General features: G+C 40.0%; 19 protein-coding genes and 1 pseudogene. 8 read left to right on the forward strand and 12 right to left on the reverse strand.

The annotated features are described in order from the left end of the window. Window positions 1–365: 365 nt before the first annotated feature. From JI723_RS02430 to JI723_RS02465, 8 genes are all read right to left on the reverse strand, one after another. Entirely contained in the window at window positions 366–1,592 is a 1,227-nt protein-coding gene (locus tag JI723_RS02430; RefSeq protein ID WP_272581165.1) for an SGNH/GDSL hydrolase family protein, read from the reverse strand. After that, a complete protein-coding gene (locus JI723_RS02435; protein ID WP_070925751.1) occupies window positions 1,543–2,733 on the reverse strand; it encodes an SGNH/GDSL hydrolase family protein in 1,191 nt (396 codons plus the stop codon). The genes JI723_RS02430 and JI723_RS02435 overlap by 50 nt, the downstream gene beginning before the upstream one ends. Beyond that, complete coding sequence (locus JI723_RS02440; protein WP_272581164.1) at window positions 2,720–4,138, reverse strand: MBOAT family O-acyltransferase; 1,419 nt, start codon at window positions 4,136–4,138, stop codon at window positions 2,720–2,722. The genes JI723_RS02435 and JI723_RS02440 overlap by 14 nt, the downstream gene beginning before the upstream one ends. 489 nt (window positions 4,139–4,627) lie before the next feature. Continuing rightward, window positions 4,628–5,434 carry a protein bax gene (locus JI723_RS02445; RefSeq protein WP_140178799.1) on the reverse strand — a complete coding sequence of 269 codons (807 nt, stop codon included), beginning with the start codon at window positions 5,432–5,434 and terminating at the stop codon, window positions 4,628–4,630. A gap of 474 nt (window positions 5,435–5,908) precedes the next feature. Beyond that, window positions 5,909–7,054, reverse strand: a complete 1,146-nt coding sequence (locus tag JI723_RS02450; protein ID WP_140178801.1) for a DUF4056 domain-containing protein — start codon at window positions 7,052–7,054, stop codon at window positions 5,909–5,911. Continuing rightward, window positions 7,054–8,199, reverse strand: a complete 1,146-nt coding sequence (locus JI723_RS02455; RefSeq protein WP_272581163.1) for a BamA/TamA family outer membrane protein — start codon at window positions 8,197–8,199, stop codon at window positions 7,054–7,056. The genes JI723_RS02450 and JI723_RS02455 overlap by 1 nt, the downstream gene beginning before the upstream one ends. Further along, a complete protein-coding gene (locus JI723_RS02460; RefSeq protein WP_140178805.1) occupies window positions 8,199–9,194 on the reverse strand; it encodes a porin family protein in 996 nt (331 codons plus the stop codon). Before JI723_RS02460 ends, JI723_RS02455 begins: the two co-directional genes overlap by 1 nt. A gap of 209 nt (window positions 9,195–9,403) precedes the next feature. After that, window positions 9,404–9,586: a hypothetical protein gene (locus tag JI723_RS02465; RefSeq protein ID WP_140178807.1), complete on the reverse strand. Its 183-nt coding sequence runs from the start codon at window positions 9,584–9,586 to the stop codon at window positions 9,404–9,406. Window positions 9,587–9,941: 355 nt separating this feature from the next. On the opposite strand from JI723_RS02465, the gene JI723_RS02470 reads away from it, so the two are divergent. From JI723_RS02470 to JI723_RS02505, 8 genes and pseudogenes are all read left to right on the forward strand, one after another. Further along, window positions 9,942–11,402, forward strand: coding sequence for a DUF4026 domain-containing protein (locus JI723_RS02470; protein WP_070925741.1), 1,461 nt, complete (start codon window positions 9,942–9,944; stop codon window positions 11,400–11,402). Between the two features lie 79 nt (window positions 11,403–11,481). Beyond that, window positions 11,482–11,937 carry a regulatory protein RecX gene (locus tag JI723_RS02475; RefSeq protein ID WP_272581162.1) on the forward strand — a complete coding sequence of 152 codons (456 nt, stop codon included), beginning with the start codon at window positions 11,482–11,484 and terminating at the stop codon, window positions 11,935–11,937. A gap of 518 nt (window positions 11,938–12,455) precedes the next feature. After that, window positions 12,456–13,535 (forward strand): annotated as a pseudogene (locus JI723_RS02480) (carbohydrate porin). Window positions 13,536–13,761: 226 nt separating this feature from the next. Continuing rightward, window positions 13,762–15,120 carry an anaerobic C4-dicarboxylate transporter DcuC gene (gene dcuC, locus JI723_RS02485; protein WP_070925734.1) on the forward strand — a complete coding sequence of 453 codons (1,359 nt, stop codon included), beginning with the start codon at window positions 13,762–13,764 and terminating at the stop codon, window positions 15,118–15,120. Between the two features lie 409 nt (window positions 15,121–15,529). Continuing rightward, window positions 15,530–16,768 carry an SLC5/6 family protein gene (locus JI723_RS02490; RefSeq protein ID WP_272581161.1) on the forward strand — a complete coding sequence of 413 codons (1,239 nt, stop codon included), beginning with the start codon at window positions 15,530–15,532 and terminating at the stop codon, window positions 16,766–16,768. 296 nt (window positions 16,769–17,064) lie between these two features. After that, on the forward strand, window positions 17,065–18,339 hold the full coding sequence (locus JI723_RS02495; RefSeq protein ID WP_070925730.1) for a bifunctional O-acetylhomoserine aminocarboxypropyltransferase/cysteine synthase: 1,275 nt from the start codon (window positions 17,065–17,067) through the stop codon (window positions 18,337–18,339). Between the two features lie 431 nt (window positions 18,340–18,770). After that, entirely contained in the window at window positions 18,771–20,420 is a 1,650-nt protein-coding gene (arnT, locus tag JI723_RS02500; RefSeq protein ID WP_306803482.1) for a lipid IV(A) 4-amino-4-deoxy-L-arabinosyltransferase, read from the forward strand. 607 nt (window positions 20,421–21,027) lie between these two features. Continuing rightward, window positions 21,028–21,726: an RES family NAD+ phosphorylase gene (locus tag JI723_RS02505; RefSeq protein ID WP_272581158.1), complete on the forward strand. Its 699-nt coding sequence runs from the start codon at window positions 21,028–21,030 to the stop codon at window positions 21,724–21,726. A gap of 12 nt (window positions 21,727–21,738) precedes the next feature. Here JI723_RS02505 and JI723_RS02510 read toward each other — a convergent pair whose 3' ends face one another. The 4 genes from JI723_RS02510 to JI723_RS02525 form a co-directional block, all read right to left on the reverse strand. Beyond that, window positions 21,739–21,888 (reverse strand): hypothetical protein, encoded by a 150-nt coding sequence (locus JI723_RS02510; protein WP_272581157.1) that lies wholly within the window; start codon window positions 21,886–21,888, stop codon window positions 21,739–21,741. Beyond that, window positions 21,870–22,436 (reverse strand): hypothetical protein, encoded by a 567-nt coding sequence (locus tag JI723_RS02515; protein WP_272581156.1) that lies wholly within the window; start codon window positions 22,434–22,436, stop codon window positions 21,870–21,872. Before JI723_RS02515 ends, JI723_RS02510 begins: the two co-directional genes overlap by 19 nt. A gap of 291 nt (window positions 22,437–22,727) precedes the next feature. Next, a complete protein-coding gene (locus JI723_RS02520) occupies window positions 22,728–22,904 on the reverse strand; it encodes a hypothetical protein (protein WP_175442468.1) in 177 nt (58 codons plus the stop codon). Further along, window positions 22,901–26,005, reverse strand: a complete 3,105-nt coding sequence (locus JI723_RS02525) for a MexW/MexI family multidrug efflux RND transporter permease subunit (RefSeq protein WP_272581154.1) — start codon at window positions 26,003–26,005, stop codon at window positions 22,901–22,903. Before JI723_RS02525 ends, JI723_RS02520 begins: the two co-directional genes overlap by 4 nt. Between the last annotated feature and the right edge of the window lie 9 nt (window positions 26,006–26,014).

The following is a 26,014-nucleotide window of genomic DNA, read 5'->3' on the forward strand; positions in this document are numbered from 1 at the left end:
GCAACACCGCAACCCTAAATGTGCTCAATAAATTAGTATCTGGCTAATCACCCGACAAGACATAAAACGTCCAACGCTAAAGAGTTTATACTCGTCATACTTCAAGTTGCAGCGTTGTTGACTACGCTCACTCACACTAGTCACATAGTTTTCTATGCTCCTAGCGCTTCGCTCACTTGTCGCCTAGCTGCACCTCGAATTATTTAGAGTATGGTTAAGACTACCGCGCTCTTTTGTTATAAACAATACTGATTTTGCGTGCAAACCTGACCATTAGGACTGTTAAAGGTTCACTGTGAAGTAATTGTATTTAAAATGATATTTTAAAAGGGCTGTGAAAACGAGTTCACAACCTTTTTTCAAGATTAATTCAACACTTGGCTTAGTTGGCGGTAGAGCGCTTGGGCACTCTTTTTATAGCCTTCAGCGGATAAATGAACGTTATCAGGTCGAGCGAGATCTTGAGCTGCCCATGAACGGATAGAGCAAGGGCCGCCCATAAAAGCTTGCCAATCCCAAAACAGCGTGTTTTCTTGCGCAGCAATCGCTTTTTGGATTTTTATCACATTCATTAAATGCACTGGCATTTTCGCTTCGCAACTGGCTGCATGACTAAATTTTATCGAGTCATTTGGCCCGACCAATAAAATTACGCTCTCTGGCATTCGTTGGCGGATTTGACGGATTTTTTCACGTAAGTTTTGTTGGTAAGCAACTAAATCTAAGTTGTCATTGAAGGCTTCGTTGGTGCCATAGGCTAAGATCACCATATCAGGTGACATTTCCGCTAATGTTTCGACCCATTGAGGCTGCCATTTATCGAGCATATTAATGGTCGCGCCATTAATACCTAAGGCAGATAAAGTGACACCCGGGTGATTAGAACGCAGTAGCCATCCACCCAATTTGAGATTGTTGTCATTACTCACCGTCACTTCAGCTGGAAGCTGGGTGCTGACTGGGGTAGAGAAACGCCATGTATTACCTGTCGTAGGTAATGAAATAGGTGATGAACTGGCTGGGGAGACAAACATTTGCCCACCCGATGAGTTTTGGTACAGCGCTTGTAATTGATAAGTGCCTGCTGCGGCTTGCAATGGGACCAATTGTACGCGGCTTGTTGGTTTCATTGGCAATGCGACTAGCCCTCCCAGAGGGTAATCAAAACGCTCATCTTTACGGCTGCTAAACAGTTCCCATTGTTGCTTATCACTTTTACGATTGATAGTCGCAGTGCGTTGCCCCGGTATTGAAATGGTAGGTACGAAGCCAGGTCCCGCATCGCCATAGCGCTGCTGGAACAAGGTTCTTAGCTCACCACTGAAAAAATCTGCCGCAGTGTGTGAATCGCCAATTTGTACTATATGGATTTGCTGGTTGCCTTGCTTTAGCTTGTTATCAAGGCGACTTAGATTTGGCTCAGCATTGTTGATTAATTGACCTTGAACATCGGCTTCAGCCAGCATCCGTGTTGAGCTTTTCTGTGTTCGCTCTACGCCTTGCTGGCAGGACAACAGGCCTAGAGACAGCAACGCGATAACGCTAGCTGCCGCTACTTTGGATCTGGCCTGACGCAATTTGTTCCGCTTCATGAGGGACCTTTTCTTCTTCTACATCATAATGGATGAGTGAAAACACTTTTTCAGCAATCGCTTGTTGTCCTTTAGGACTGAAATGGATCCCATCACCACTTCTTAGCTTAATTTTGCTGCTATCATCGCCGAAATAATCAGAATAGGTGAGATCTTTATATTTAAAGACATCATTAACAGAAAAATAAATTTCACCGCTATTTTCGACTTCGGACTGGTAGAGTCCTCTTAGGAACTGCATACCATCTGATAGGGAGGTTTTACGCATATTAGGAGGGCCAACCCAAATGACATCGACATTGTGTTGACGCGCTACCGTTAATATATCATTAATGCGGGAACGATACACCTGCTCCCACATTTCGCTTTTAAACTTCACATATTTATAGCCAGTATCTGGTGGCATATCCCAAGGATCATTTGGCCCTAGAAAAACCACGAGAACTTTAATTTTAGGATTATCATCCAATGCCTTAGCAATGGTTTTAGGCCAATTAAAAAAGCGTGGGTAGGCAAGACCGGTGCTTTGCTTACTTAAATTAATGCTATCAATATTATATTTTTTCAATAGCATGTTTTTTACATGCGGTGCCACACCTTGCATCATTGAATCGCCTGCAAACAGGACCTGATCCTCTTTTTCCAATTTTGCAATGGTTTTGGGAATAATAGGTCCTGTATTAATCGCTTTTATGGGGCCTAATCTATCTGATTTCAATGGTGAACGTACTGGCTGGCGTTTCAGTAGCTCAGGGAAGGTGATGGACAATGATTCAGCTGGGTAAATATAACCATTTACAAAATGCAAACCAACTCGATAGCCTTCTGGGAAAACCTGTTTTTTGTTTTCATTAGCCGCAACGAGTGCTTCGGCTTCTTTTGCATCTTGTGCTTGCTGTCCCGATGCATGATATAAAAATGCACTACCTGCGGCTAAGGCGCCATCATTTAAATAAGCACCGTAATCCCACACAGGGTTACCGGATAGACCTGACCATGGAGTATCTCGATGATATTTTTGCTGCCAAAAACGTTCCAGTGAGCCCTGATTGAGCCAAATGAGTAACAAGCCTGCGATCAAAACAATAAACAAGACTTGTCCGGTTTTTATTAGATTCTTTTTAAACTCAGAAGTTAGCATAAATAAATCCCGGCATTCCTGAAGGTGAAAGCATAAACATAATGGTCAAGATGACAGCGAGTGGGATCGGGTAATAGTACCAAGCGATGTTTTGATACTTCTTCGCGACATAATGATAAGACTGCACAAAATAAGGATAGAGTAGCAGTAAAGCCCAAAATGCAATTAATAGCCCTAAACTAGAACCGAGGGAGCTGATAAATCCAGGGGCAGCAAACTGTGAAAGCATCGTTAACGCATCATCGAAAGTTTGGCTACGGAAAAAAATCCAAGCGAAACACACAAAATGAAAGGTAATGATCCGCGAAAGTAATGCTGACAGCGCTTTATTTGGAAGACGTTGAGTCCAACCCAATTTCTCTAAGCAGAGTGTTTTCAAATTCAGTAATACAATACCGAGTCCATGGATTGCCCCCCAAACGACAAATGTCATCGCTGCACCATGCCATAAACCTGATATCACCATAGCTAAGAAAACATTGGTGTTCATTCGGCTGAAACCTTTGCGATTACCACCTAATGGGATATAGATATAGTCGCGAATAAAGGTTGATAGGCTGATATGCCAGCGCGCCCAAAACTCTTTTAAGTTGTTTGCCATATAAGGCGCATTAAAGTTCACTGGGACACGAAAACCAAGTAGTAAAGCAATTCCTGTGACTAAATTAGTATAGCCAGAAAAGTTAAAGTAGATATTCCAAGCATATGCGTAAGTTGCGACGAGTATTTCTCCAACACCGAAGCCTGCTGGAGAGTCAAAAACGGGATTGACGAAATTCTCTGATAAATAAGCGCTAAATAAGAAAAGTTTCACTAATGCTAAAGAGATGAGCAGGATGGCTTTTCTTGCATCAAGTATTTCACGGCTGTCAGCTTGGATTTGTGGAATAAAGTTTTTAGCGCGGTTGATCGGGCCAGCGACGATACTCGGAAAAAAGCTAAGGTATAAGACGACATCAAAGAAATCTGCTTTAGGAATTTCTTTGCGACAAACTGAGACTGTGTAGCTTACGGAATGGAATGCATAAAAAGATAACCCAAGAGGGGCTAATAATTCGATAATAGGTAGCCCAACATTCAATCCTAATTTGTCGAAGGTTTGCTGCAATGTTTCTTGAAAGAACGAGTAGTATTTAAATGCGGTGAAGCAGCTAATAATACCTATAGCAAGAAGCGTAAATATCCATTTACTCGCAAGCCAATTTGATAACCAATTAGTCAGAAAATAAATAAATAGCGTGTATCCGAATAAAATATACGCGAAATCAGGGCTAAACGAATAAACAAAAAAGTAACTTGCCGTGATAAGTAAGCCATTTTGAAGCTTTGCACTAGGCTGGCAGCTCCAATATATAAGGAAAAACACCAAAAAAGAGCCAAGAAATTCGAATGAGAAAAAATTCATAGAGGACTCAAGTTGTTAATTATTGTTGTTGCTCGTCAGACTTCTCGTTGCAGCACAGTGGACAATAGTCATGTTTACTAGTGATAGGTTTATCATGCTTACTAGACGTTCATTTTTGTTGCTTAGCTGCACTTTGAATCATTTAGAGTATAGATGAATGTTCACATCATATTAATAATCAACGTAGTTGCAATAAGAAAAAATTGATTTTGTAATAAAGCGGGGATGGATTAGGGATAAATTTTGTTTATATGCGCTAATAAAAAAATCCACTTCAATTAGAAGTGGATTTTAGACTGTTGACAAACATATCATGTTTGGCAGCAGTCGTTAGGGGTTTTGAAATAAACAAGGAAAATCAATTCATTGATTTTCGGCTGATAACACGGAGCGGGAAAAACCACGCTTTTATCCCGCTTCGTCAGCAACCTCAAATCCACTTCAATTAGAAGTGGATTTTTAGCCAAAGCTTATACCTGATGATATCAATTAAATTCGATTAGATGCCGTTTTCTGAGCTTGTGTGATCAATTCTTCGTTGCTCGTGTACATCTCTTGCAAATAACGGTTATACGTAGAACCTAACTGTGAGTACCCTTTCATATCTCTGATAAGTTTTGATGTATCTAACTCATCCTTTGATAATCTTTGTTTTGCTCTAGACGAACGTAATGACTCGTAAGCATTATGGGTATTCATGTTTTTCATATAGGCTGATACAGTTTCTTCTACAGAATCGTAAGCTGAATAGCCTTTCACTTTTCCTTGCTTGATTCGGCAGCCGCTGCCACATCTCATCCCAAACAGATTGCCATTTTGCTGAGCGAGTTGTGAAGTTCCCCAACCTGATTCAGTGGCAGCCTGTGTAGCGACTAAATGTGTTGGCATAATATCAACACGGCTCAACAACTTATCCCAATTAATACGATTTGGGGTGGTACAGGTCATGCCATAGCTACTGCAAATTTGTGCTAGGCGACGTAACTCTTGAGCGCTCCATTTTTTATTAGCGCGTACAGAGAGTAACCATTTACGCTCTGCCATTATTTCTTGATTGACCTTTTCAATCACAGGAACAACCGTTTTCAAAAACGCTTTCTTACGTGGTGTACCGGACGGGTATTTTCGCAAATCAGGCAGAGATGTTTGAGCCTGATTTGAGCTCTGCACGGCCTTGTGAGAATACTCTTTCTTGAGTAAGGTACTGGTGCTAGTTGAGCCGAAACTCAAACCCGAAAATAAAAATAACAGTAAGAAAGCGAAGACGGCCTTTGTCCTCATCGTTCGAGAGGGCATTTGCTTCTCCTAATTTCTCTGAACAAAAATCGAGCGAATAGTAGCAGAATAATTTTTAGGGAGCTACTTTTATCAGGCTGGCTTTAACTAAATTACTGTATTGTTTTGTTTGTATTTTTGATTATTTTTAATCTATTGTTATTAAATGAAATTTATTTTTATTTGCTTTGTTTCCGCATTGAATTAATTAATCTCTCTAACGCTTATGCGAGTAAATTGAGTTAACTTAAGTTAAATTTGGTTGTTATTCATACAGTTCACTTGGTTATTATAAGGGTATTTTGTCTATTTATTAAGCGATTAATCGCTTGTTTTTTGCTCAAATTTGAAAATTCAGACTTTTGTCGGAGACTGAAGATACAAAAATGAGCTTTTTTAATGATTGAAAAATGAGCTACTCATCTAGGGCGTCAGGGTGAAAAATGCTGAAAAGTTTCATTGTGAAACATTATCAAGAAGCGTGTCATTTTTGTCTCAAAACGGTACTCGTTGCTGTTGTTGATCTTGTTCTTGCGCTTTTTCAGATAAGGTCGTGAAATCGACCTCGCTCCAAAAATCCTGCGGTATCGGTAGTCGAGCCATATTTGATGTTGGCAAGAGCCTCAATTGTGCGAGTTGTTGCAAATGATAATGTTGATAAGAGGCAGGTAAACTTAAACGCAAACCTTCTACTGGTACAATTTGAGATGGCATTAATGGATAGCGATCGTCACTTGTTTGGTAGTCTCGAGTGAGCACGAGGAATTTTTCAGGGACTCGTCGATAGCTGTTCCACCATAGCCCATCCACACGGTCAAACATAGTGCGAGTGTGTTGTTTATCATTTGCGCCGAGCTGATGTAAGGCTTGCGGTAAAATCCCTTCCATTGATTGAGAAAACATGGGGAGTGATTGAGCTCGTCCTTGTATGATCAGCGTCAGTGCTAAACGCGCCCCTAATAAATTGGAATACAGATCTTCTGGGGAAAAGGCCGATATTCCTTCAGAAAAACCGGGAACCGACTGATATCCGTACCACTGTGCTATTTCATGCCATACGGCAAGCTGAAAAGCTAATTTTGCGGCTAAGTAAGCACTTAGCGTGTAGCGTTGTTCAGGGCTAGTGGGAGGTTCGAAAGCCATAAAAACGATTTGTCTACTGGCGAGCTCATCGCTTAATTTTAATGTCCAACTTTCACCTAACCGCGGATAGATTTGGCTAAATAAGTACAGGGTATAGTCAGCGGTATCACGGACATGGGAAATATCAATAAAACCACTTTTATTTGTGTATAAAAGCCCAATTTTTTCATTGCTCATTCCCATTAACGCTGCGGTTGCACCTAAAAAACTATCGTTATAATGGTGTTCACCCAGTTTATCGGCTTCAACGATATTATCGATAGTATAGAAAGGGACAGGTAAACCCCACAATTGCGCTTGTAAATCATAACCGAAAGCACAGCATGCCCTTAAACCCTGTGGTGGATTTAAAGTTTCAATAACAGGCCATACTTGAGAGGCGGATTCGTGGCTATCACTGCTTAATTGAGGAGATACCGAAGGTAAATGAGCGACTGGATTGCTTTGACATGCACTCAACACGAGAGCAAATATTATTATGGCTAACGGTTTTAGCATTAAAAAGCTTCCCCTACTTGGAAATAAAAACCCGTACTGTTACGACCAACACCAAAATCGAGACGCACGTTCATTCTAGGCTTAAATTCAAACCGATACCCAGCGCCAATACTTGGCAACCAGTGCCCTTCGCCTAATTCGGAAGGGGTATCACTCATTGTTCCTGTGCCTACCCAGCCCACAATGCCATGTCGCCAATCAAGTTTGTGTCTCAGTTCTAATTGAGTCGTAAAAATATTGTTATCGCGATAACGGCCTTCATAGTAGCCACGCATGCGATTGCTATTACCTAATAAAGAAAGTTGACTCCATGGGACATCACCGGTAGTAAATCGCGCATAGTTATCCAGTGCCACAACCGTCTTCTCAGTAAGCACATGATAATAAGCGTATTGTAGTTGTGTGCTTTGAAAACGTGTATCGCTGCCTAAATTAGGGGAAAAATAAGTATAAATCGTTTCGAAAGTTTGCCCATGATGCGCATTTGGTAAAAAGTCGCGAGTATCATAGCTAAAATAAGCACTGATACCTGAGTTAATGACCGAGCGTCCCCCTTCTGCTTGCTGAAAGTAACGTTTAGCACCTTCATCGGGATCACTTGCGTTAATCGATGAGAAATTCCAGCCTACTCCAATATAGGTGGCATCGGTCAGGCGATATAGGGCGCGAGGTGTTATTTGGAATTCTTGAGAATGGTATTTTTCTTTATTATGGTCATTTTTACCCGCTGCGTAACCTTTTCCCCAATAATAGGTTGGAATGTTATTAAGGGTGCCTGAAACGAATAATCGCCACTGGTCATGGTCAATAAAATTATAGTTGGTGAAATTTACACCAAATGCTCCCGTGGATGAAGCAAAGCCACTTAATCCAATTGATGAGGGTTGAGTTATTTTGTCGCTTTTATCGATACGATATAAACCTACTAATGCAGTACCAACTCCAATGCCCATTTCTGGCGTATAAAAAGGGCCGGGCAGTAAACCCCAATCAATTGTCTTGCTTTCGTCAAAACTATTCGAGCCACCAAGCTGATTTAACCAAGTATCTATCTTTTGCCGATCAGGTAATAATTCGGCTTGTGTTGGCAGAGTAATAAAAAGGCTGAGCAATGCCAGCCTGTGTAAATGGTATAGCTGCAACATTAAAAACGGAACTCACCTGAGATATAGAAGCTATTACGGTTATTAAAACCGATTTCAGTTAGCACATTAAAATTACGAGTTAATTCAACGCGCGCGCCTACAGTATTATTCCATTTATGGGCTAGGTGTTGTTTGACGTCGAATTTCATTCCAGGATCATCGAGTGCATTAACGAAACCTTTGAAGGCGGGGGGGAGGTCTAATTTATTTACGTCACCGCGGAAGTGTTGAGTAATATCTTGATACATTGCCCCTGTCCATACTTGGACTTTGGTATTACCTTGTCCACTGAACATCGGATCAAATACGAATTCATACCCAATACGAGGGGATATCACGAGGGCTTTAATATTACCGTCTAAAATATCTAAATCAGTATAGGTGTAGTTGAGATCTAAAGTCGTAAAGACTTGCTTATACCCACCGGCAAGTGTGAAACCACCACCATAAGTTTTTCCCTTAAAATCAAGATCGAATGGTTGGTCTTTCAAAAAGTCTAAGGGTAATTTTGCGAAGCCGAGATCAAAAGTACCACCTTTTAATTGAGTGTGAGAAGTTCCCTTGGTATGACCGTATAGGCCATATACATTTAAAAATGGGAATACCCAAGAATCTATTTTTAAAGTATGAGTTTCACTTTTTTCCCGTGTGTGACCTGCCTCAATACTTAATGCGGAGGCAGTTTCAGGATTTTTAGGCATAATAAAGCCGATTTTATCCACCACAATATCTTGCCGTAAATTCATATAGCCATAACTAACCCCAAATGGCTCAGGGATATCATAGCCGCGCGCACGTGCTTCATCGCCCCAAATAGGCAATATACGGGATTCGCTTGATGATGAGCGAGTTATACCACCTTCATTATTATTTTTGGGAACACCGGATTCACTCATGGTGACTGAAAAAAGTGGGCGATCATTATCAGCAAAGCTGAACGGAATTGAAAAACAGCAAGAGAGTAGCAACGCTTTGCTAAGTTGAATGCGTGTCATAGATAAGCTCGACATTGAAATAGACAGAAGAAATACATCAATAAAAGATGTATTTAAGATTAGCATATTGAGAGAATTGATAAATGGCGTTAAATGCTTTGTTTTAATAAAGCTTGAGCTAGATTAAGTAATGCGTGCTGAAGACATGAAAAAACCGATAACCTAAGCGATATCGGTTTTATTTTGAGTTTACTTTGAAAGTGAAGAGACTATTTTGGATTGTTTTGATGAAAGTGTACACGTTCGTGGAAATAGGCCTTTAAATGATCTTCCATTTGGTGAACTTTTTTTTCTAGTGCATTAACTAACACATCATCATTATTCATGTCATAAACACGTTCCATCGCGAGCTGGTCAACGTATTTTTTTTGCTCTTTTGTGAGTTCTGTCATTGTATAAACCCATGCTTATAAAAGAAATGTCCATGACTGGACAGTTGAGTTAGGGGTATTGTGCCTGAGTGTTGATTCATTGAAAAGTAGAATAAACGGTTGCCGCATATACTCTAAATCATTCGAAATGCAGTTAGACCGAACGTGAATGGATAGCGGAGAGTATAGAAAGCACGAGGATTGGTGCGGGTTGATATAGGTGATGGCACGATAACTTGAAGTATGGCGAGTATAATGACAATTCTGCAATGGTTGGTCTAATGTCACGATATGATGTCGTTAAGATTATTCACAATACAAATCGGTAATTTAAGCTGCTATTCTTTGAACAGGCTATAAATTATGGATTTGTATAATGAATAATAAACAACAATATCTTGATATTGCTGCTGGTCAAGGTGAAAAAGAAGCCTCCATGATGGTGGCTATTCCTGCTTCTGAATTAACGTTATCTCTCCTCGAACAGCGTTTAGAAGAGCAACAATATTTTACTGATGGTGAAATCGATTACTTACCTGAAGGGGAAGGCGATTTTTTCTTTTCTTGTAAACGAGGTGATGAAGAACTGCGTTTCTATATCTCTCTTGTCCATAGTGACCCTGAATATGTGATTAATCCGTATTTTGCAACGGATCCTATCAGCCCTGAATTGTATGCGGAGGCAAGTGCAGCACCACAAGCGGTGATTGTTGAATGTATCTTTCAAGAGCAGCCACTCGTTAGCTATTTGCAGCAATTGAGAATGATCCAAATATTAGTACCTGACTTATTGTTAGGTTTGGATTTATCTGCCGCAGGAAAAGTTTTTACTCGTGAGTGGCTAAACTTCCAACTAATTGATGATTTAATGCCAAGTATTGATTCATTGTATGTCGTGCATGCAATCTATGATCAAGATGATAGCGATGAACAGCCAGATGACGCTGAACGTAGCCCAACGATGTATTGGTTCCATACACATGGTTTGGCGCGCTGTGGCTTATCTGAAGCGGAAATTATCATTCCTCATCCCATTGCTTCTTATTATGGTATTCCTGAGTTGTTTTGGAGCTTTGTGAATAACAGTATCACTCATGGCAAAATTGTATTTAATGAACCTATTTTTATCGGCCAAACTGAGAGTGGTTATGAGTATTTAGTTGCATTGCCATTTGAAGAGGGGTTAAAGCACGTTGGGCAATCAACGCCTATCGATGATTTAAAACCGCTTGAAGAGATGAATTATCAATTTGGTGATGAAAATTCACAGCGCTTTATGGGGGATTGGCATGATCGTGATGAATCACATCAGCACCCATCGGTGATGTTATTCCGTGTGACTCAAGAAGAGCCAGTATTGGAAAGTTTTTTCAAAGGCTTTGAAGATCAAAATGCGATGATGTTTATGCGTACCGACGAAGAAACTGCCGATATGTCTCGTAAAGCTCAATTGCGTTGGCAATACTTTACTCACATGTTAGATAACTATGGCCCTAAACCAGCGGCACAGAAAAAAGGGTTTCTTTCTAAATTACTGAGTAAGCCTACTGAAGAAGAATCTGAATGGCGTTTCTTAGTAAAATGCGGTATTGGTTATCATAATGACGAAGAAGATTATGATGGTCATGAACATATGTGGTTTGAGCCAACATCTTGGAATGGTGATCAATTTGAAGGTCGTTTGATTAACCATCCTTTCTATGTTCAAACGATGCAAGAAGGGAATATCTATCCATTGACCCGTGATGACATTACGGATTGGACTATTTATTACCAAGACGGTAGTTACACACCGGATACTATTTATAAATTACTGTCGGGTGCACAGGTGCACTAAGTTATTTGTTTCTTACTTAACTAAAGAGAATAGATAAAATGGGCATTGTTATGCCCATTTTTAATGATAGAGCTCGCTAATGAATGAATCGGAATTATATCAATACGCATTATTTATGCTGTCACGCCGTGATTATGGAACGGTAGAGTTACACGCCCGTATGAAACGCCGTATGTATGAAAAAAATGAAGGTATTATTGATGAAACGTTGATTGAGAGAGTGATTGCTCGCTTAAATGAACAACATTTTCTTGACGATGTCCGAGTCATTAAACTGCACTTACAGGGGTATATTCGTAAAGGCTATGGACCATTGAGAATTAAGCAAGAACTAAAGCAAAAAGGTTTCACATCTTCTTTAATTGATTTGCAATTTGCAAACCTTGATGTTGATTGGTTTGAGCTTGCGCGACAAGTACGCTGTAAAAAATTTGGGGATGAAATTCCCAATGATTTTAAAGAAAAAAGTAAGCAAATTCGTTATCTACAATATCGAGGCTTCTCTGGCGATATGATTTTTGAGCAGTTTCGTTAGCAGTATCCCACCGACAAAGTTAGTCATAATTAGATGATATTTTGTTCATAAATCCGCCATTAACACTCGCTAAAATTCGAGCACTTTACGGCTAATTTACCTGTTCAAGGTGAAACATTGTCTTCATAATAAAAATAAAACTTGTAGTTCTTTTCATCAGACTGGTTTGGGCGATAAAAATTATATCTCCCCAACTAGCAATGATCATGAAAATAAGCTCTTTATATAAAGCTAAACTTGTTTTTTGGGCATTATTACCCATAACCACTATGGCAAATGTTGATTTAGCTGCAATGGAGTCTCGCATTAAAGCACTCGAGGCTCAAATGGCAGAAGCGATTTCGCGAGCAGTAGAGGCTGAAAGTAGAGCCAACAAGTTAGCACAAATGATGGTAATGCAGGAAAACGGCTCATTAAGTAAACCGCAAGGGGCGCAAAAAAAGGATACCGTAAAACCGAGTATCAAGTTTAATGATAAAAACGGCGAACTCAATATTTATGGTGATATTGAATTGAATATGGATGGTTCGAGTCGTAGAGGGCAAATAACCTCGATACGTACAGCGGTAAGTAAAAGCGCCAGTGGTGGCAAAAATGATAACTGGGATATTAATGGGCGCATCTTGCTTGGTTTTCAGGGGCAACATCACATCGCTAATGGTAGTGTTGCTGGCTTCAAAGCTGAGCCGCTAGCAAAAGCTGATGGCGGTATGGGCCTAGATGACGCTTTCTTTTATTTCGGAAAGAAAGATAACTGGAAAATCAAAGTTGGACGCTATGAAGGCTACAGTATGTTTCCTCTTGAGCAAGATATCTTTATTTCCTACTCAGGAAACACATCGAACAGCTTATACACCGATGGTTACGGGTATGTGTATATGATGAAGGAAGGTCGTGGGCGTTCGGATGATGGAGGTAGCATTTAACTGTCGAAAACTATCGATGATTGGTATTTTGAGATAAATGCGCTAGTTGAAGATGGTACCGCATTATTTGGTGACGAGCGCTACCATGGTTATGATCTTGATAATCGTAAAAACTCCTTTTATATCCGACCTGTTGCGGTTTGGCAGCCAAAGCCATTTAAAATTGCGTTAGCAATGGAAAGCCAAGTGATGGATAACGCCTATGGCACGACTATTGATGGTCAATGGAAGGATCTGTCAAAGCGTAATGGTTATGGGCTAAGTATGGTTTGGGATTCTATAGCAAAGGATAATATGAGTGGCATAAAAACGGCGCTTAATATGGCTTATATGGATGCGGATGCTGAAACGGATTTTTCAGTAGGAGGGTATGCTAAATGGCGTCGTTTTGTTTTAGGTTATATTTATGCTCATAATAACATTAAAGATTTTAACCCTAATAAATATCAATATGTGTTAGATGATGACTCGATACTCAATGGGGTACCGGGAAAATATGATCTCCATACCATCTATGCTTCTTATGAAATTCCTAAAATCTTAGACCTTGATAATTATAAGATTTATTTAGGTGCTTATTATTCAACAATTTATACTGCAAAAGCAGAATTAATTGATAAATCGGATGATGAACGTTATGGGTTTCGCGTTCGTTTCAAATATGAGTTTTAACTGTTAAGTTGTTAGGGGGCTTTCTCTTCAGAAAATGCTACAAATTTGGAGAGATAGCCTCTATATTCCTTCCTGCAAAAAATTATTAGCCATTCGATATAATGATCAGCAAATTTTTTATCATAACTATCCGCTACTGATATGATCCGCGTCAGTAAATTTTGCTTATCATTTGTGCAGAGTACGGTGAGATAAAATTAAAATATGAGACAGGCAGGAGAAATACATGATTGAGCTTTTAATCGGCGTCATCGTTGCGATAGGCGTTGGGCGCTATATTATCAAAGGCTACTCAGCAACGGGTGTGTTAATGACAGGGGGTATTTTACTCTTAATCATTACGGCCATAATGGGTAAAAGCATTTTACCCGAATCGGTGAAAGCAACAGGTTGGCGCGTTACCGATATTCTGGAATATATTAAATTCCTATTGATGAGCCGTGGTGGCGATCTAGGAATGATGATCATGGTGTTATGTGGGTTTGCTTCTTATATGACTCACATTGGTGCCAATGATGTGGTGGTTAAAATTGCTTCGAAACCGCTAAAAATGATCAACTCACCTTATTTGCTGATGGTTGCGGCTTATATTGTGGCGTGTTTGATGTCATTAGCGGTTTCTTCAGCAACAGGACTAGGGGTGTTGTTAATGGCGACACTATTCCCTGTGATGGTGAATGTTGGGATCAGTCGTGGTGCTGCGGCAGCAATCTGTGCTTCTCCTGCTGCTATCATCTTAGCGCCAACATCTGGCGATGTGATTTTAGCTGCAAAAGCTGCTGAGATGCCCCTGATTGATTTTGCTTTTAAAACCACGTTACCTATCTCAATTGCAGCGATTGTTGCGATGTCTATTGCGCATTTCTTTTGGCAACGTTTCCTTGATAGAAAAGAAAACGTTAAAACAGAAATGCTTGATGTGAACGAAATCAAAACTCATGCACCAAGTTTTTATGCTATTTTACCGTTTACCCCCATTATTGGTGTCCTGATTTTTGATGGTAAATGGGCGCCTGAGCTGCATATTGTTACGATTATTGTTGGTTGTATCATTATGGCTGCGATCATTGAATTCATACGTAGCTTTAGTGCCAAGCATGTCTATTCGGGGCTAGATGCTTGCTATAAAGGTATGGCTGATGCTTTCGCCAGCGTGGTAATGCTATTAGTTGCTGCGGGTGTGTTTGCTCAAGGTTTAAGCACTATTGGCTTTATTAAAGGTCTGATCGATCTTGCTCAATCTTTTGGTTCAGGGGCAATTGTAATGATGATTGCATTGGTGATTATTACGATGTTAGCCGCAATGACAACAGGTTCGGGTAATGCACCTTTCTATGCATTTGTTGAGTTGATCCCTCATTTAGCGAAACAAATGGGGGTAAACCCTGCTTATTTAGTGATCCCAATGCTGCAAGCCTCTAATTTAGGTCGCACATTATCGCCGGTGTCTGGTGTCGTGGTTGCGGTATCGGGGATGGCGAAAATTTCACCGTTTGAAGTCGTGAAGCGGACATCAATACCCGTTCTTGTCGGTTTAGTTGTGGTGATCGTTGCGACTGAAATATTGGTTCCTGTATATCTTTAATTAGATAGACTCGTCATACATCAAGGTGCAGTGGTGTTGATTACACTTATTTAGTCGAATTACATCGTTTACCTATGTAGTTCGACTATCTTCGTTTGTCGCCTACCTGCATCTCGACTTATTTAGAATATCATTAAAAATGGCTGAGAAGGTGAACTCTCAGCCATTTTTTATTTAAATACGAATAGTTAATAACGCTATTAATCAAAAATTTGTTAATTTTAAGTGTGGTTTGTTTAAACAAATTACGGTCTTTTATTTCACCATTAATTTCATTTCTCATTATTAAGCGCTTTTTTGCGATCTGTGCCAAAAAGCCAGACAAAACCACAAAAATAAGCTAGGTACTTGATATCAATTGATGCAAAATCCGCACATCTTTTTTATATGAACAATTAATGATAATTTTATGAACGCGACAGACAAACCAGTTAATAAATGGACTTATAAAGATTTTACGTGGGTTTTATCCCTATTTGGTACAGCGGTTGGAGCTGGAGTACTTTTTTTACCGATTAAAGCAGGTGCTGGTGGCTTTTGGCCGTTAGTTATTCTTGCGATCATTGCAACGCCAATGATTTGGCTTGCTCATAAAGGATTGGCACGTTTTGTTTTATCCGCTAAAAACCCTCATGCAGACATTACTGACACGGTAGAAGAGCATTTTGGTAAAGTTGGCGCAAATATCATTACGTTTGCTTATTTCTTTGCCATTTACCCAATCGTATTAATCTATGGTGTTGGTATCACGAATACCGTCGATTCATTTCTAGTGAATCAGATTGGTATGGAGCCGCTCCCGCGTTGGTTACTTTCTGGTGTGCTGATTGGTGCGATGACTGCCGGTGTGCTGTTTGGCCGTGATTTAATGCTACGTGTCACTTCAATGATGGTTTATCCGTTGGTATTTATTTTACTTGCGCTGTCACTGTATTTGATCCCTGAGTGGAACACATCAATGTTAGAAGTCGCTCCTGATTGGAGCGCGATGCCAGTCGTAGTATGGATGGCTATCCCATTGATTGTATTCTCATTTAACCATAGCCCGATCATCAGCCAATTTACCAAAGACCAACGCTTACAGTTTGGCGATAAAGCGGTAGTTAAAACGGATATGATCACCGGGGGCGCAGCGCTAATGCTAACCGGTTTTGTCATGTTTTTCGTTTTTTCTGTCGTGTTATCTTTAAATCCTACCGAGTTAGAAGTCGCGAAAAAAGAGAACATTAGCGTGTTATCGCATATTGCCAATATCAACCCATCACCAATCCTCTCTTACTTAGGGCCAATTGTGGCGTTCGCGGCGATTGTTTCAAGTTACTTTGGTCACTTCCTAGGGGCTCATGAAGGTTTAGTTGGTTTAATTAAATCACGTTCTTCTTTTTCTATTAAGAAAATTGAAACGGCTTCAATGCTTTTTATTGTATTAACAACATGGTTAGTGACTATCAAAAACCCAAGCATTTTAGGGATGATCGAAACGATGGGAGCCCCAATGATTGCTGCCATCTTATTTATTTTGCCTGTTGTATCAATGCAAATCGTACCTGCAATGAAAAAGTATAGCACTTCAATCGCGGCTCAAATTTTCACCTTTATTTGTGGATTGGCCTCTATTACTTCAGTGATATACGGCGCGTTACAATAAACTATCGTTAACCGATACATTGATAGAAAAAGCTCACTTTAGTTTTATGGTGAGCTTTTTTTTATGGTTTAACGTTATAAGAAATAACGTTAAAAATAGTGAATAACCTCGTGTTCATGCCGTGTGATGGCTGATCACTAAGATATTAACCTGTATGAAATAATTTCAAGTGATGATGGGTTGTCTGCTGAAAAGTGTTAGGTAATATCTATTTATATAACAAAATAGTCGTTAATCATGGAGTCCCATAAAGTGGGAATTGCGATAAATTAGCGGCAGTATAATAAGGATAACAAATGAAGTTAGAAACATTATCGATTCACGCAGGCTACTCACCCGATCCAACCACAAAAGCAGTGGCAGTCCCTATTTATCAAACAACGTCTTATGCATTTGATGACACCCAACATGGCGCTGATTTATTTGATTTGAAAGTTGCTGGCAATATTTACTCTCGGATCATGAACCCAACTAACGATGTTTTAGAACAACGCGTTGCAGCTTTAGAAGGGGGAGTTGCAGGGCTCGCCGTGGCATCTGGTATGGCGGCGATCACTTATGCAATTCAAACCATTGCTCAGGCAGGGGATAACATTGTTTCGGTCGCTAAATTATATGGCGGAACCTATAACTTGATGGCGCACGCATTGCCTCGTTTTGGTATTGAAACACGTTTTGCTGAGCATGATGATCTGGCCGCGCTAGAAGCATTAATTGATGATAAAACCAAAGCGGTTTTTTGTGAATCTATCACTAACCCAGCAGGTTTCATTGTTGATATCGCGGCATTAGCTGAAATAGCGCATCGTCATGGTGTCCCTTTAATTGTCGATAATACAGTTGCAACACCTTATCTGTGCCGCCCATTTGAGCATGGTGCAGATATTGTAGTGCACTCATTAACAAAGTATATAGGCGGTCATGGTACATCAATTGGCGGTATGGTTGTGGATTCTGGAAAATTTCCTTGGACGGAACATGCAGAGCGTTTCTCATTGCTAATTGAACCTGATATCGCTTACCACGGTGTCAGTTATACAGAACATTTTGGGGCAGCAGCCTTTATTGCACGCTGTCGTGTTGCTCCATTACGCGGTACTGGTGCAGCATTATCACCCTTTAACGCGTTCTTGATCTTACAAGGGCTTGAAACGCTTGCTTTGCGCATGGAACGTCATACTGAAAATGCCCAAAAAGTAGCTCAGTATTTGGAAAAACACCCTCAGGTTGCTTGGGTTAAATATGCAGGGCTACCAAGTCATCCTGAACATGCACTAGCGCAGAAATATATGCAGGGTAAACCTGCGGGGATCATGTCATTCGGTATTAAAGGCGGGCAAGAAGCAGGTGCTCGTTTTATTGATGGGCTAAAACTGATTGTAAGATTAGTGAATATTGGTGATGCAAAGTCACTTGCATGTCACCCAGCTTCAACCACGCATCGACAGCTCAATGATGAGGAGCTCGCGAAGGCGGGGGTTTCTCGTGATATGATCCGTCTTTCGATAGGCATTGAACATATCGATGATATTTTGGCAGATTTAGAGCAAGCTTTAAGCGCAGCGAAATAATATTTTTAATACTGGCAGCTATTGGGAAATTTTCATGCTCAATAGCTGCTTTTTATTAGAAATTTTAATATAACCCAGCTGACTATTCGTTTGGTGAATTTACAAAAGAGAAATGATTGATAATCATATTTTGATTGGTTGATCTATTTTATTTTAAACGTTGAACTATTCTCTTAGGCTCCAGTCTTAAATTAGCGAGAGCAGTAGAGCCTTGCTAACTCTCTATTTTATCTTTATTTATTGATTGTTTAAGAATCATAATTTAATTATTTCTTTGTTTATGTGAGGTTTACTCGCACTATTGATAATAGTGAGTTAAGCCATATTAATGCTAAATGGTTATCGCGTGACATGTCACGCTTTTACTCGAAAATCGTATTTAGGCCTATATCTAATTATTAAATATTTATTACAAGAATGGTTGAGAAAAAATGAATATGGCAAATAATAAAATTGCCTACCTTAAGTGGTGCCTGTTATTTGGGTTTGTATTACTAACTTATTTTATTCCCCTCAATGGACGGCTTCTCTGGCAACCAGATGAGCTACGCTATGCAGAAATCAGTCGTGAGTTGATTTTAAGCTACAATTGGAGTGTACCTGAGCTTCTTGATATTCGTTATTTTGAAAAACCTATTTTTGGCTATTGGGTAAATGCATTTTTCCAAATGCTGTTTGGTGAAAATAATGTCTCAGTGAGACTTGGGGTGGTGTTTAGTACCCTCACCAGTGGGGTGTTTGTCTACCTATCGGCAAAGATGGCTTGGAAAAAAGCCGATCTTGCCTTTAATGCTGTTTTAATTTACCTCTCTATGCTGATGGTACTAACCATTGGTACTTACAATGTGCTTGACCCAATATTGACGGCATTTATTACTATGTCGATTTTCTTTTATCAATGGGGGCTGACCACACGAGTTTTTTCGCAAAAACTACTGGCCTTTATTCTGTTAGGAGTGGCTGGTGGACTCGGTTTAATGACTAAAGGTTTCTTAGTATTAGTCATCCCTAGCTTAGTGATCTTGGTGAGTTCAATTTACTACAAGCAATTTAAAGAGATTTTCTTTTTTTCTTTTGTCTCTCTTTTCACTATGTTTGTGGTTTGTCTGCCGTGGGCGCTTGTGATTGCAGGTCGCGAGCCTGATTATTGGAATTATTTTTTCTGGGTGGAACATGTTCAACGCTTTATGTCGGATAATGCGCAAAACCGTTCACCTTTCTGGTTTTATATTCCTATACTGATTGCGGCTGTACTACCATGGTTAGGTTATCTAGTCGCTTCATTGATTAATAGTATTAAAGAAAAAGGTCTGCATATCTATTTCTTGATGTGGTTTATCATCCCTTTTCTCTTTTTCAGTATTACAAAAGGTAAGCTATTAACTTATATCTTGCCATGTCTTGCGCCGTTAGCCGTTTTAATGGCAGCCTATATCGATAAAATTCTACAACAAAAACGAGTTGCGGCGATCCACTTCAATGCGATAATTAATATCATTATTGGTTTAGTTGTCACCATAGCACTGTTTTTTGCACCTCATTTTTCTCAATTAAATGTGTATGCAGTAGATGAAGAGAATAAAAGATTGCTTGCTGCTGGCGCATTTTTGTTTTGGGGCGTGATTGGTATTGTTTCCTATCGCCGTCGTTTTTGGTCAGTGGCAGCCGCTTGTACTTTGGCTGTGAGTCTTGTCGTGGGTCATGTGCTTCCTGCTAAGGTAGAAAGTAATAACACCCCACAAAAATTGATTGAAAAGTATCGTCCCCAGCTGTCCGATAAAACTTATTTGCTGACCAACAATGTAGGGCTAGGAACAGCACTTGCTTGGGTGTTAAAGCGTAGCGATATTACGATGCTGCACCAAACGGGCGAGTTAGCTTATGGAATAAAATACCCTGATGCGGCAAATCGTTTCTATCGTTTAGATCAGTTACCAACGTTGCTAGAACAGCATAATTATCAAGATGTCGCCGTGGTTGTTGAAGGCTCTCAAGATAATATTTTGTCTGCTTTACCCGGAAACCCTACGATTATTCATGAAGGTAATTTAGTGTTTGCCCTTTATGAAGGCCGTAAATAGCTTAATCGGCTGGGAGTGATAGGGAATTGCTCATCGATATTGAGTATCCACATCATGTTGAATGAATGTGTTACCATTGATGAGCAATTTCTCGCAAGCATTTTTTCTAGCTTTATTCGCAAAGCTTTTTACAGTAACAGGATAGCCATAAATCCTATTCTCGGATGGTATAGAGTAAGATTTTGTGGTGATTTTTGATCGTCTAAATTGAATTTTCTATAAACAACGTTGCTTTCATTTTTCTATTCCGTTGGTTTTCTAACCTCATATTAAATATAAAGTTATAAGCCTAATATTATTTCAATAGTATTTTATTTGATTTAGGGACAATGATTTAAGCAAAAATCATGACATTTGATCATTAAATGTCAGTCTTATTTTGTGGATTTTATTCGTGGCGACAAAATATGAATACATCGCTAATTTTTTAAATTAAATTTTTTATATCACATTAATATTTAGCCAAATTTGGCTATGATATAGGCCGCAATTTAGTATGAAATTGCAACCATACAATACTCTGGGCAAGCACAGTGTATTTAAACTTATCAGCAATGAGAGAACCATCTTATGCTAAATATATTTAATTTAATAATAAAAGGAATAATTGATTCTGACATCAAAATTAGGGGGAAACCGCCAGAAGCAACAAAATAAAACCGCCAATAAATCTAAGAGTGCTAGCTCGCAAAAGTCTGATTCAGCAGTGGTTGCTAAAATTAAGCAAATTGCTCCTGAGACGCTGAAAGAATGTAGTCATACATTACCAGCTGATTCAGATTATTACCGACTTCAATCTGAGAGTCATGGTGGTAGTAATGTCTTTTTTAACCAAGCTGGTTCTGATTGTCGTTTTAATTTGGTTGATGGAAAAACTGGGGCTATGTACCTAGCAACATCCCCTGAAACAGCGATGAAAGAAGTTTTTCAAAATAAGAGCCTAATTGAATCTGATCTTGATGGTTATTATATGGGGATTGTAACAACAGAAAGAGATCTGACTATATTACGGAGCTCTGATTTGATACGTAAAATAAGTCTAACTCTTCATGACCTGACAACATCTGTACGACAAGATATCCAATATCTCGCTCGTGTCGTACATCATGCGGGCTTTGATGGAATGGAATATCCATCGAATGTAACCACTGAGCCATGTTTTGTTTTATGGCACGGTGATCCTTCAGGCAAAGGGATAGTGAAAATATCTCAACAATCTAAGTTTACTGATTGGGACTTCAGTAATGGTAAAGAAGTAGCGGACATCCTTGTTTTTGAGTTAGGTGTATCGGTTGAAGAAGATTAATTTTAAGGTGTACTAGGCTGGATCTTGAGATCCATGTAATCTCGCTAGGCGATAAAGCTCTTCCATGACTTCTGAGTTTGGATTTGTTTTTAGCACATCAATGACAGTATAACTTTCTTTAGTTGGCTTAAAGCCATTGAGCTCTACATGCCTTTTTTCCATAAAAAAGAGTACTGCATCCGGTCACTAAATGTATTAATCAGTTTGAGTAACTCAGGAAGCCCTTTAAGCACACCTTTATTGGAAATGTGCTCTTCATCTGTAAATTGAAAAATTGGGTAAACGAACTCATTATCAAGCTTAATTGCGAATAAATTCCCTTGCTCTTTCCAATTCCTAACAATCGTTTTTGTGATACCTAATGATTCAGCTGTTTCTGCTGAACTTAAGTAGCCACCATCTTGATTGAGTCTAGCTAAAAACATCGATTTACTTTTGGCTCGTCTTAATAGACGTTGTTTCTCTTTGGATGGTGAATTTTCGTATTTATGACGGATCAGCTCAATGATTGCATCTATAGCGTAATCATCATCAGTTTGTGACAGATTATTATTTTTTAAAACAACTTCACTGGTACTAGCAACATCCAGCATATCATTAAAAATGTTTTTTAACCGGGTGACTTTCGACCCTTCATTATTGATTGAAAGCTTTAGATGCTTATCGGAGGAGCGAGTAGCAATCTTTTCTTTCTTAATTGCAGTAGTCATAAAACCTCCTTTTCGATTTTCATACTATTATAATATAGTAAATCGAAAAGTTGTTCAGGTTTTCCTCAGCTGAATTTTTGTAGGGCTGTATCTAAGTTTCTACTTTGTATGTTCGAATTGTTGGGTTTTGTAGACATGCTTACTTATGGAATCTGAAGCTCAATCATACTTAGTGCTTGTTTTCGTGTAATTGAGGCTTCAGACTTGACTGATCAGTTTTAATCATCGAGTGCTTTGTCGGCTAAAATAGTGCTTACCATACTGGTTGATTAAAACGGCTATTTTGGCGAGTTATTTCCTCATTTTATATGATTGAGGTACGCTACTCTCCGCTTCAGGTTTGACTATGCTATCGGTAACGCCATGGTAAATCATTAGCATCGCGAAGCTATTGTTCATGTTACTGATAGGGACATCATTAGTGGATCGGTTATTTTTTGAATGACGATCTGTTATGCGATGATTCATAATGCCTTCTCCTCATCTTCTTTCAATAGACGATCTGCTTCAGCAAGTTCATAGCGTCTAGGTGTTAATGCGGTTGCACTGTGGTTACGTGCCAATAGTGAATAAATCGTAGGTAGAACAAACAGTGTGAACAGCGTGCCGACTAACATACCTGTTACAATTACTAGACCTAATCCAAAACGGCTATTGGCACCAGCACCTGTTGCAAATAGTAGTGGAACTAAGCCAATCACCATGGCTGCGGTGGTCATTAAGATTGGTCGTAAACGAATTTGCGCCGCTTTTAGAATAGCTTGGCGTCTATCAAGACCTTCATGTGCTTGTAATTCATTCGCAAACTCCACCATTAAAATACCGTGCTTACTGATCAATCCGATCAGTGTCACTAACCCTATTTGGGTATAGATATTGAGTGTGGCGTAGCCAAATGCGAGTGGGATCAGCGCGCCACAAATTGAAAGCGGGACTGTGATCAAAATAATTAAGGGATCCACTAAGCTTTCATACTGTGCAGCAAGAACCAGATAAATGATGATCAGCGCCGCCATAAACGCAAAGGCGAGGGTGTTTCCTTCTTGTTTATATTGGCGCGAATCTGATTGCCAGTCGTGACTGAAGCCTGCTGGTAATTCATTGGCGATATCATCTAAATAAGCGACTGCTTGACCTAAAGTGACTCCCGGAGCGGGGATAGCTTGGAAAATAGCCGCATTTTGTTGATTAAATTGCGTCAATTTATTGGGCTCAATTTGCGTATTGATATCAACGACTGTTGAGAGCGGGATCATGCTGCCATCTTGGGCTTTAACATAGTGGCGAGAGAGCGCATCAGGTGTGAGGCGTTGGCTACGTACACTTTGTGGGATCACGTCATAAGAGCGTCCATCCATACCAAAGCGGTTAATGTAATTTTCCCCAACCAGCAATGTCAGCGACTCACCAATATCTTGCATACTAATTCCAAGGCTATTCGCTTTGGAACGGTTAATTTTGACTTCAACCACAGGGTTGTTGTAATCGAGGTCACTATCAACCACCATAAATAAGCCACTTTCACGTGCTTGCTGCTTTATCTCTTCCATTGTTTTATACAGTACTGGATAATCTTGTGGGCTCCTAAGTACCATCTGTATCGGTAAACCACCTGTAGAGCCAGGTAGAGCAGGTAATTGGAAAACAAAAATGCTATTACCTTCAACATCCCCGACCTTCCCCTGCAAGTCAGATTGTATGGCTGAGGCAGGCCGCTCACGTTCTTCCCATGAGGTTAAGTTAGTTCCCCCAAAACTGGCTGAAATACCATCAGTACCATTAATGATCCAAGTACTTTCCGTTTCAGGTAACTCCATCATTACGTCGTGTAGCTTGCGAGAAAAACGTTCAACATACTCAAGATTGGCATGTTGTGGTGATTTGATCGCAGTTAAAACGGCGGATTGGTCTTCAACTGGGGCGAGTTCACGGGGCGCTGATTGGTATAATACTGGCAAGCTAACAAACACGGTAATCGCGACAATACCCGTGATCCAGCGATGCTTCAGTGAAAAATTCAACCCTTTTGTATAGTAGTGCGCAAGGAAATTAAAAAATCGTTCAGCCATGTGCGCCATACGGCCTTCATTCTGTTTTGAATTCAACATAAATGAACTCATTACTGGTGATAATGTTAAAGCAACAACACCAGAAACGATAACTGAACCGGCTAAGGTTAAAGCGAATTCTTTAAATAAAGCGCCTGTTAAGCCAGACATCAGACCAATAGGCGCATAAACAGCCGCTAAAGTAATCGTCATGGCAATAACGGGGCCTGCAACTTCCCTAGCGCCAATTAATGCAGCGAGTACGGGGGATTTTCCCTCTTCAATATGACGGTGCACGTTCTCAACCACCACAATCGCATCATCCACAACTAAGCCAATCGCTAATACCATGGCGAGCAAAGTGAGTAGATTGATACTGAAGCCAAATGCCATCATCAAGGCGGCAGCACCTAGCATGGATAATGGGATAGCCAATATAGGAATAATCACACTGCGGATGGAACCTAGGCATAGATAAATAACTGCGATAACAATGAGTAATGCTTCGATAAGGGTGTGAAAGACCTGATCGATAGAAGCTTTGATAAAGCGCGACGTCTCAAATGCCATCTCAACTTTCACGTTAGGTGGCAGAGTTTTGATAATATCTGGCATTAACTGTTTCATGCCGTCAACAATCACTAACGGGTTTCCTGTTGGTGTTGCAAATAAGCCTAAATAAATAGCCGGTTCACCATTCATCAAACCACTCGTTTCAGTGGATGCGGCTCCCAATTCAATTGTTCCTACATCACGTAAACGAACCAACCCGTTACCATCATTACGGATCACGAGGTCTTGGAATTCGGCCACATTGGTGAGGTCAGTATTCACATAGACGTTAGAAATAACATATTCGCCTTTCACCTTACCCGGGGCGGCTTGGTAGTTATTTTGTCTTACGGCTTGAGCGACATCTGCCGCTGATAGGCCTCTGCCTGCTAATTTATCGGCATCTAACCACAAGCGCATCGCGAGTTGCTGTCCACCGAATACTTGAACTTTTGCAACCCCATCTATGGATGAATACATAGGTTCAACAACACGAGATAAATAATCGGTTAATGCAGGGATAGACAGTGTGGTACTGGAAAACCCAATATAAGCGACAGCCGTTGATTCGCCGGAAGAGAGTTCAATAACAGGATCATAAGCTTCTTTTGGTAACTTGTAGCGTACCTGATTAACCTTTGCCATGACTTGCGCAAGTGCTTGGGTTGAATCACGATTGAGCTCCATTCTTACGGTGACTAAGCTACTACCTTGTACCGATGATGACGATAAATAATCCACGCCTTCAACCGATGAAACAGCTTGCGCAATAGGTTGAGTCACAAAACCCTGCATAAGATTGGCTGATGCGCCGGGGTATTGGGTTGTGATAGTAATCGTGGAGCTTTCCAGTTGTGGATACTGGCGAATAGGCAGCTTACTTAAGGCAAATAGCCCCATCAATACGATGAGTGAACTCACTACCAGTGCTAACACAGGGCGGCGAACAAAAATATCTGTAAATTTCATTGCGCCTCC

This window comes from Providencia manganoxydans, assembly GCF_016618195.1.
GTDB classification, from domain to species: Bacteria; Pseudomonadota; Gammaproteobacteria; order Enterobacterales; family Enterobacteriaceae; genus Providencia; species Providencia manganoxydans.

Coding starts and splice junctions, on each gene's coding strand:
- arnT (WP_306803482.1), top strand. CDS start 18,771: ATGAATATGGCAAATAATAAAATTGCCTACCTTAAGTGGTGCCTGTTA.
- JI723_RS02435 (WP_070925751.1), bottom strand. CDS start 2,733: ATGCTAACTTCTGAGTTTAAAAAGAATCTAATAAAAACCGGACAAGTC.
- dcuC (WP_070925734.1), top strand. CDS start 13,762: ATGATTGAGCTTTTAATCGGCGTCATCGTTGCGATAGGCGTTGGGCGC.
- JI723_RS02445 (WP_140178799.1), bottom strand. CDS start 5,434: ATGCCCTCTCGAACGATGAGGACAAAGGCCGTCTTCGCTTTCTTACTG.
- JI723_RS02475 (WP_272581162.1), top strand. CDS start 11,482: ATGAATGAATCGGAATTATATCAATACGCATTATTTATGCTGTCACGC.
- JI723_RS02440 (WP_272581164.1), bottom strand. CDS start 4,138: ATGAATTTTTTCTCATTCGAATTTCTTGGCTCTTTTTTGGTGTTTTTC.
- JI723_RS02430 (WP_272581165.1), bottom strand. CDS start 1,592: ATGAAGCGGAACAAATTGCGTCAGGCCAGATCCAAAGTAGCGGCAGCT.
- JI723_RS02520 (WP_175442468.1), bottom strand. CDS start 22,904: ATGAATCATCGCATAACAGATCGTCATTCAAAAAATAACCGATCCACT.
- JI723_RS02490 (WP_272581161.1), top strand. CDS start 15,530: ATGAACGCGACAGACAAACCAGTTAATAAATGGACTTATAAAGATTTT.
- JI723_RS02455 (WP_272581163.1), bottom strand. CDS start 8,199: ATGTTGCAGCTATACCATTTACACAGGCTGGCATTGCTCAGCCTTTTT.
- JI723_RS02515 (WP_272581156.1), bottom strand. CDS start 22,436: ATGACTACTGCAATTAAGAAAGAAAAGATTGCTACTCGCTCCTCCGAT.
- JI723_RS02525 (WP_272581154.1), bottom strand. CDS start 26,005: ATGAAATTTACAGATATTTTTGTTCGCCGCCCTGTGTTAGCACTGGTA.
- JI723_RS02450 (WP_140178801.1), bottom strand. CDS start 7,054: ATGCTAAAACCGTTAGCCATAATAATATTTGCTCTCGTGTTGAGTGCA.
- JI723_RS02470 (WP_070925741.1), top strand. CDS start 9,942: ATGAATAATAAACAACAATATCTTGATATTGCTGCTGGTCAAGGTGAA.
- JI723_RS02495 (WP_070925730.1), top strand. CDS start 17,065: ATGAAGTTAGAAACATTATCGATTCACGCAGGCTACTCACCCGATCCA.
- JI723_RS02510 (WP_272581157.1), bottom strand. CDS start 21,888: ATGGAAAAAAGGCATGTAGAGCTCAATGGCTTTAAGCCAACTAAAGAA.
- JI723_RS02465 (WP_140178807.1), bottom strand. CDS start 9,586: ATGACAGAACTCACAAAAGAGCAAAAAAAATACGTTGACCAGCTCGCG.
- JI723_RS02460 (WP_140178805.1), bottom strand. CDS start 9,194: ATGACACGCATTCAACTTAGCAAAGCGTTGCTACTCTCTTGCTGTTTT.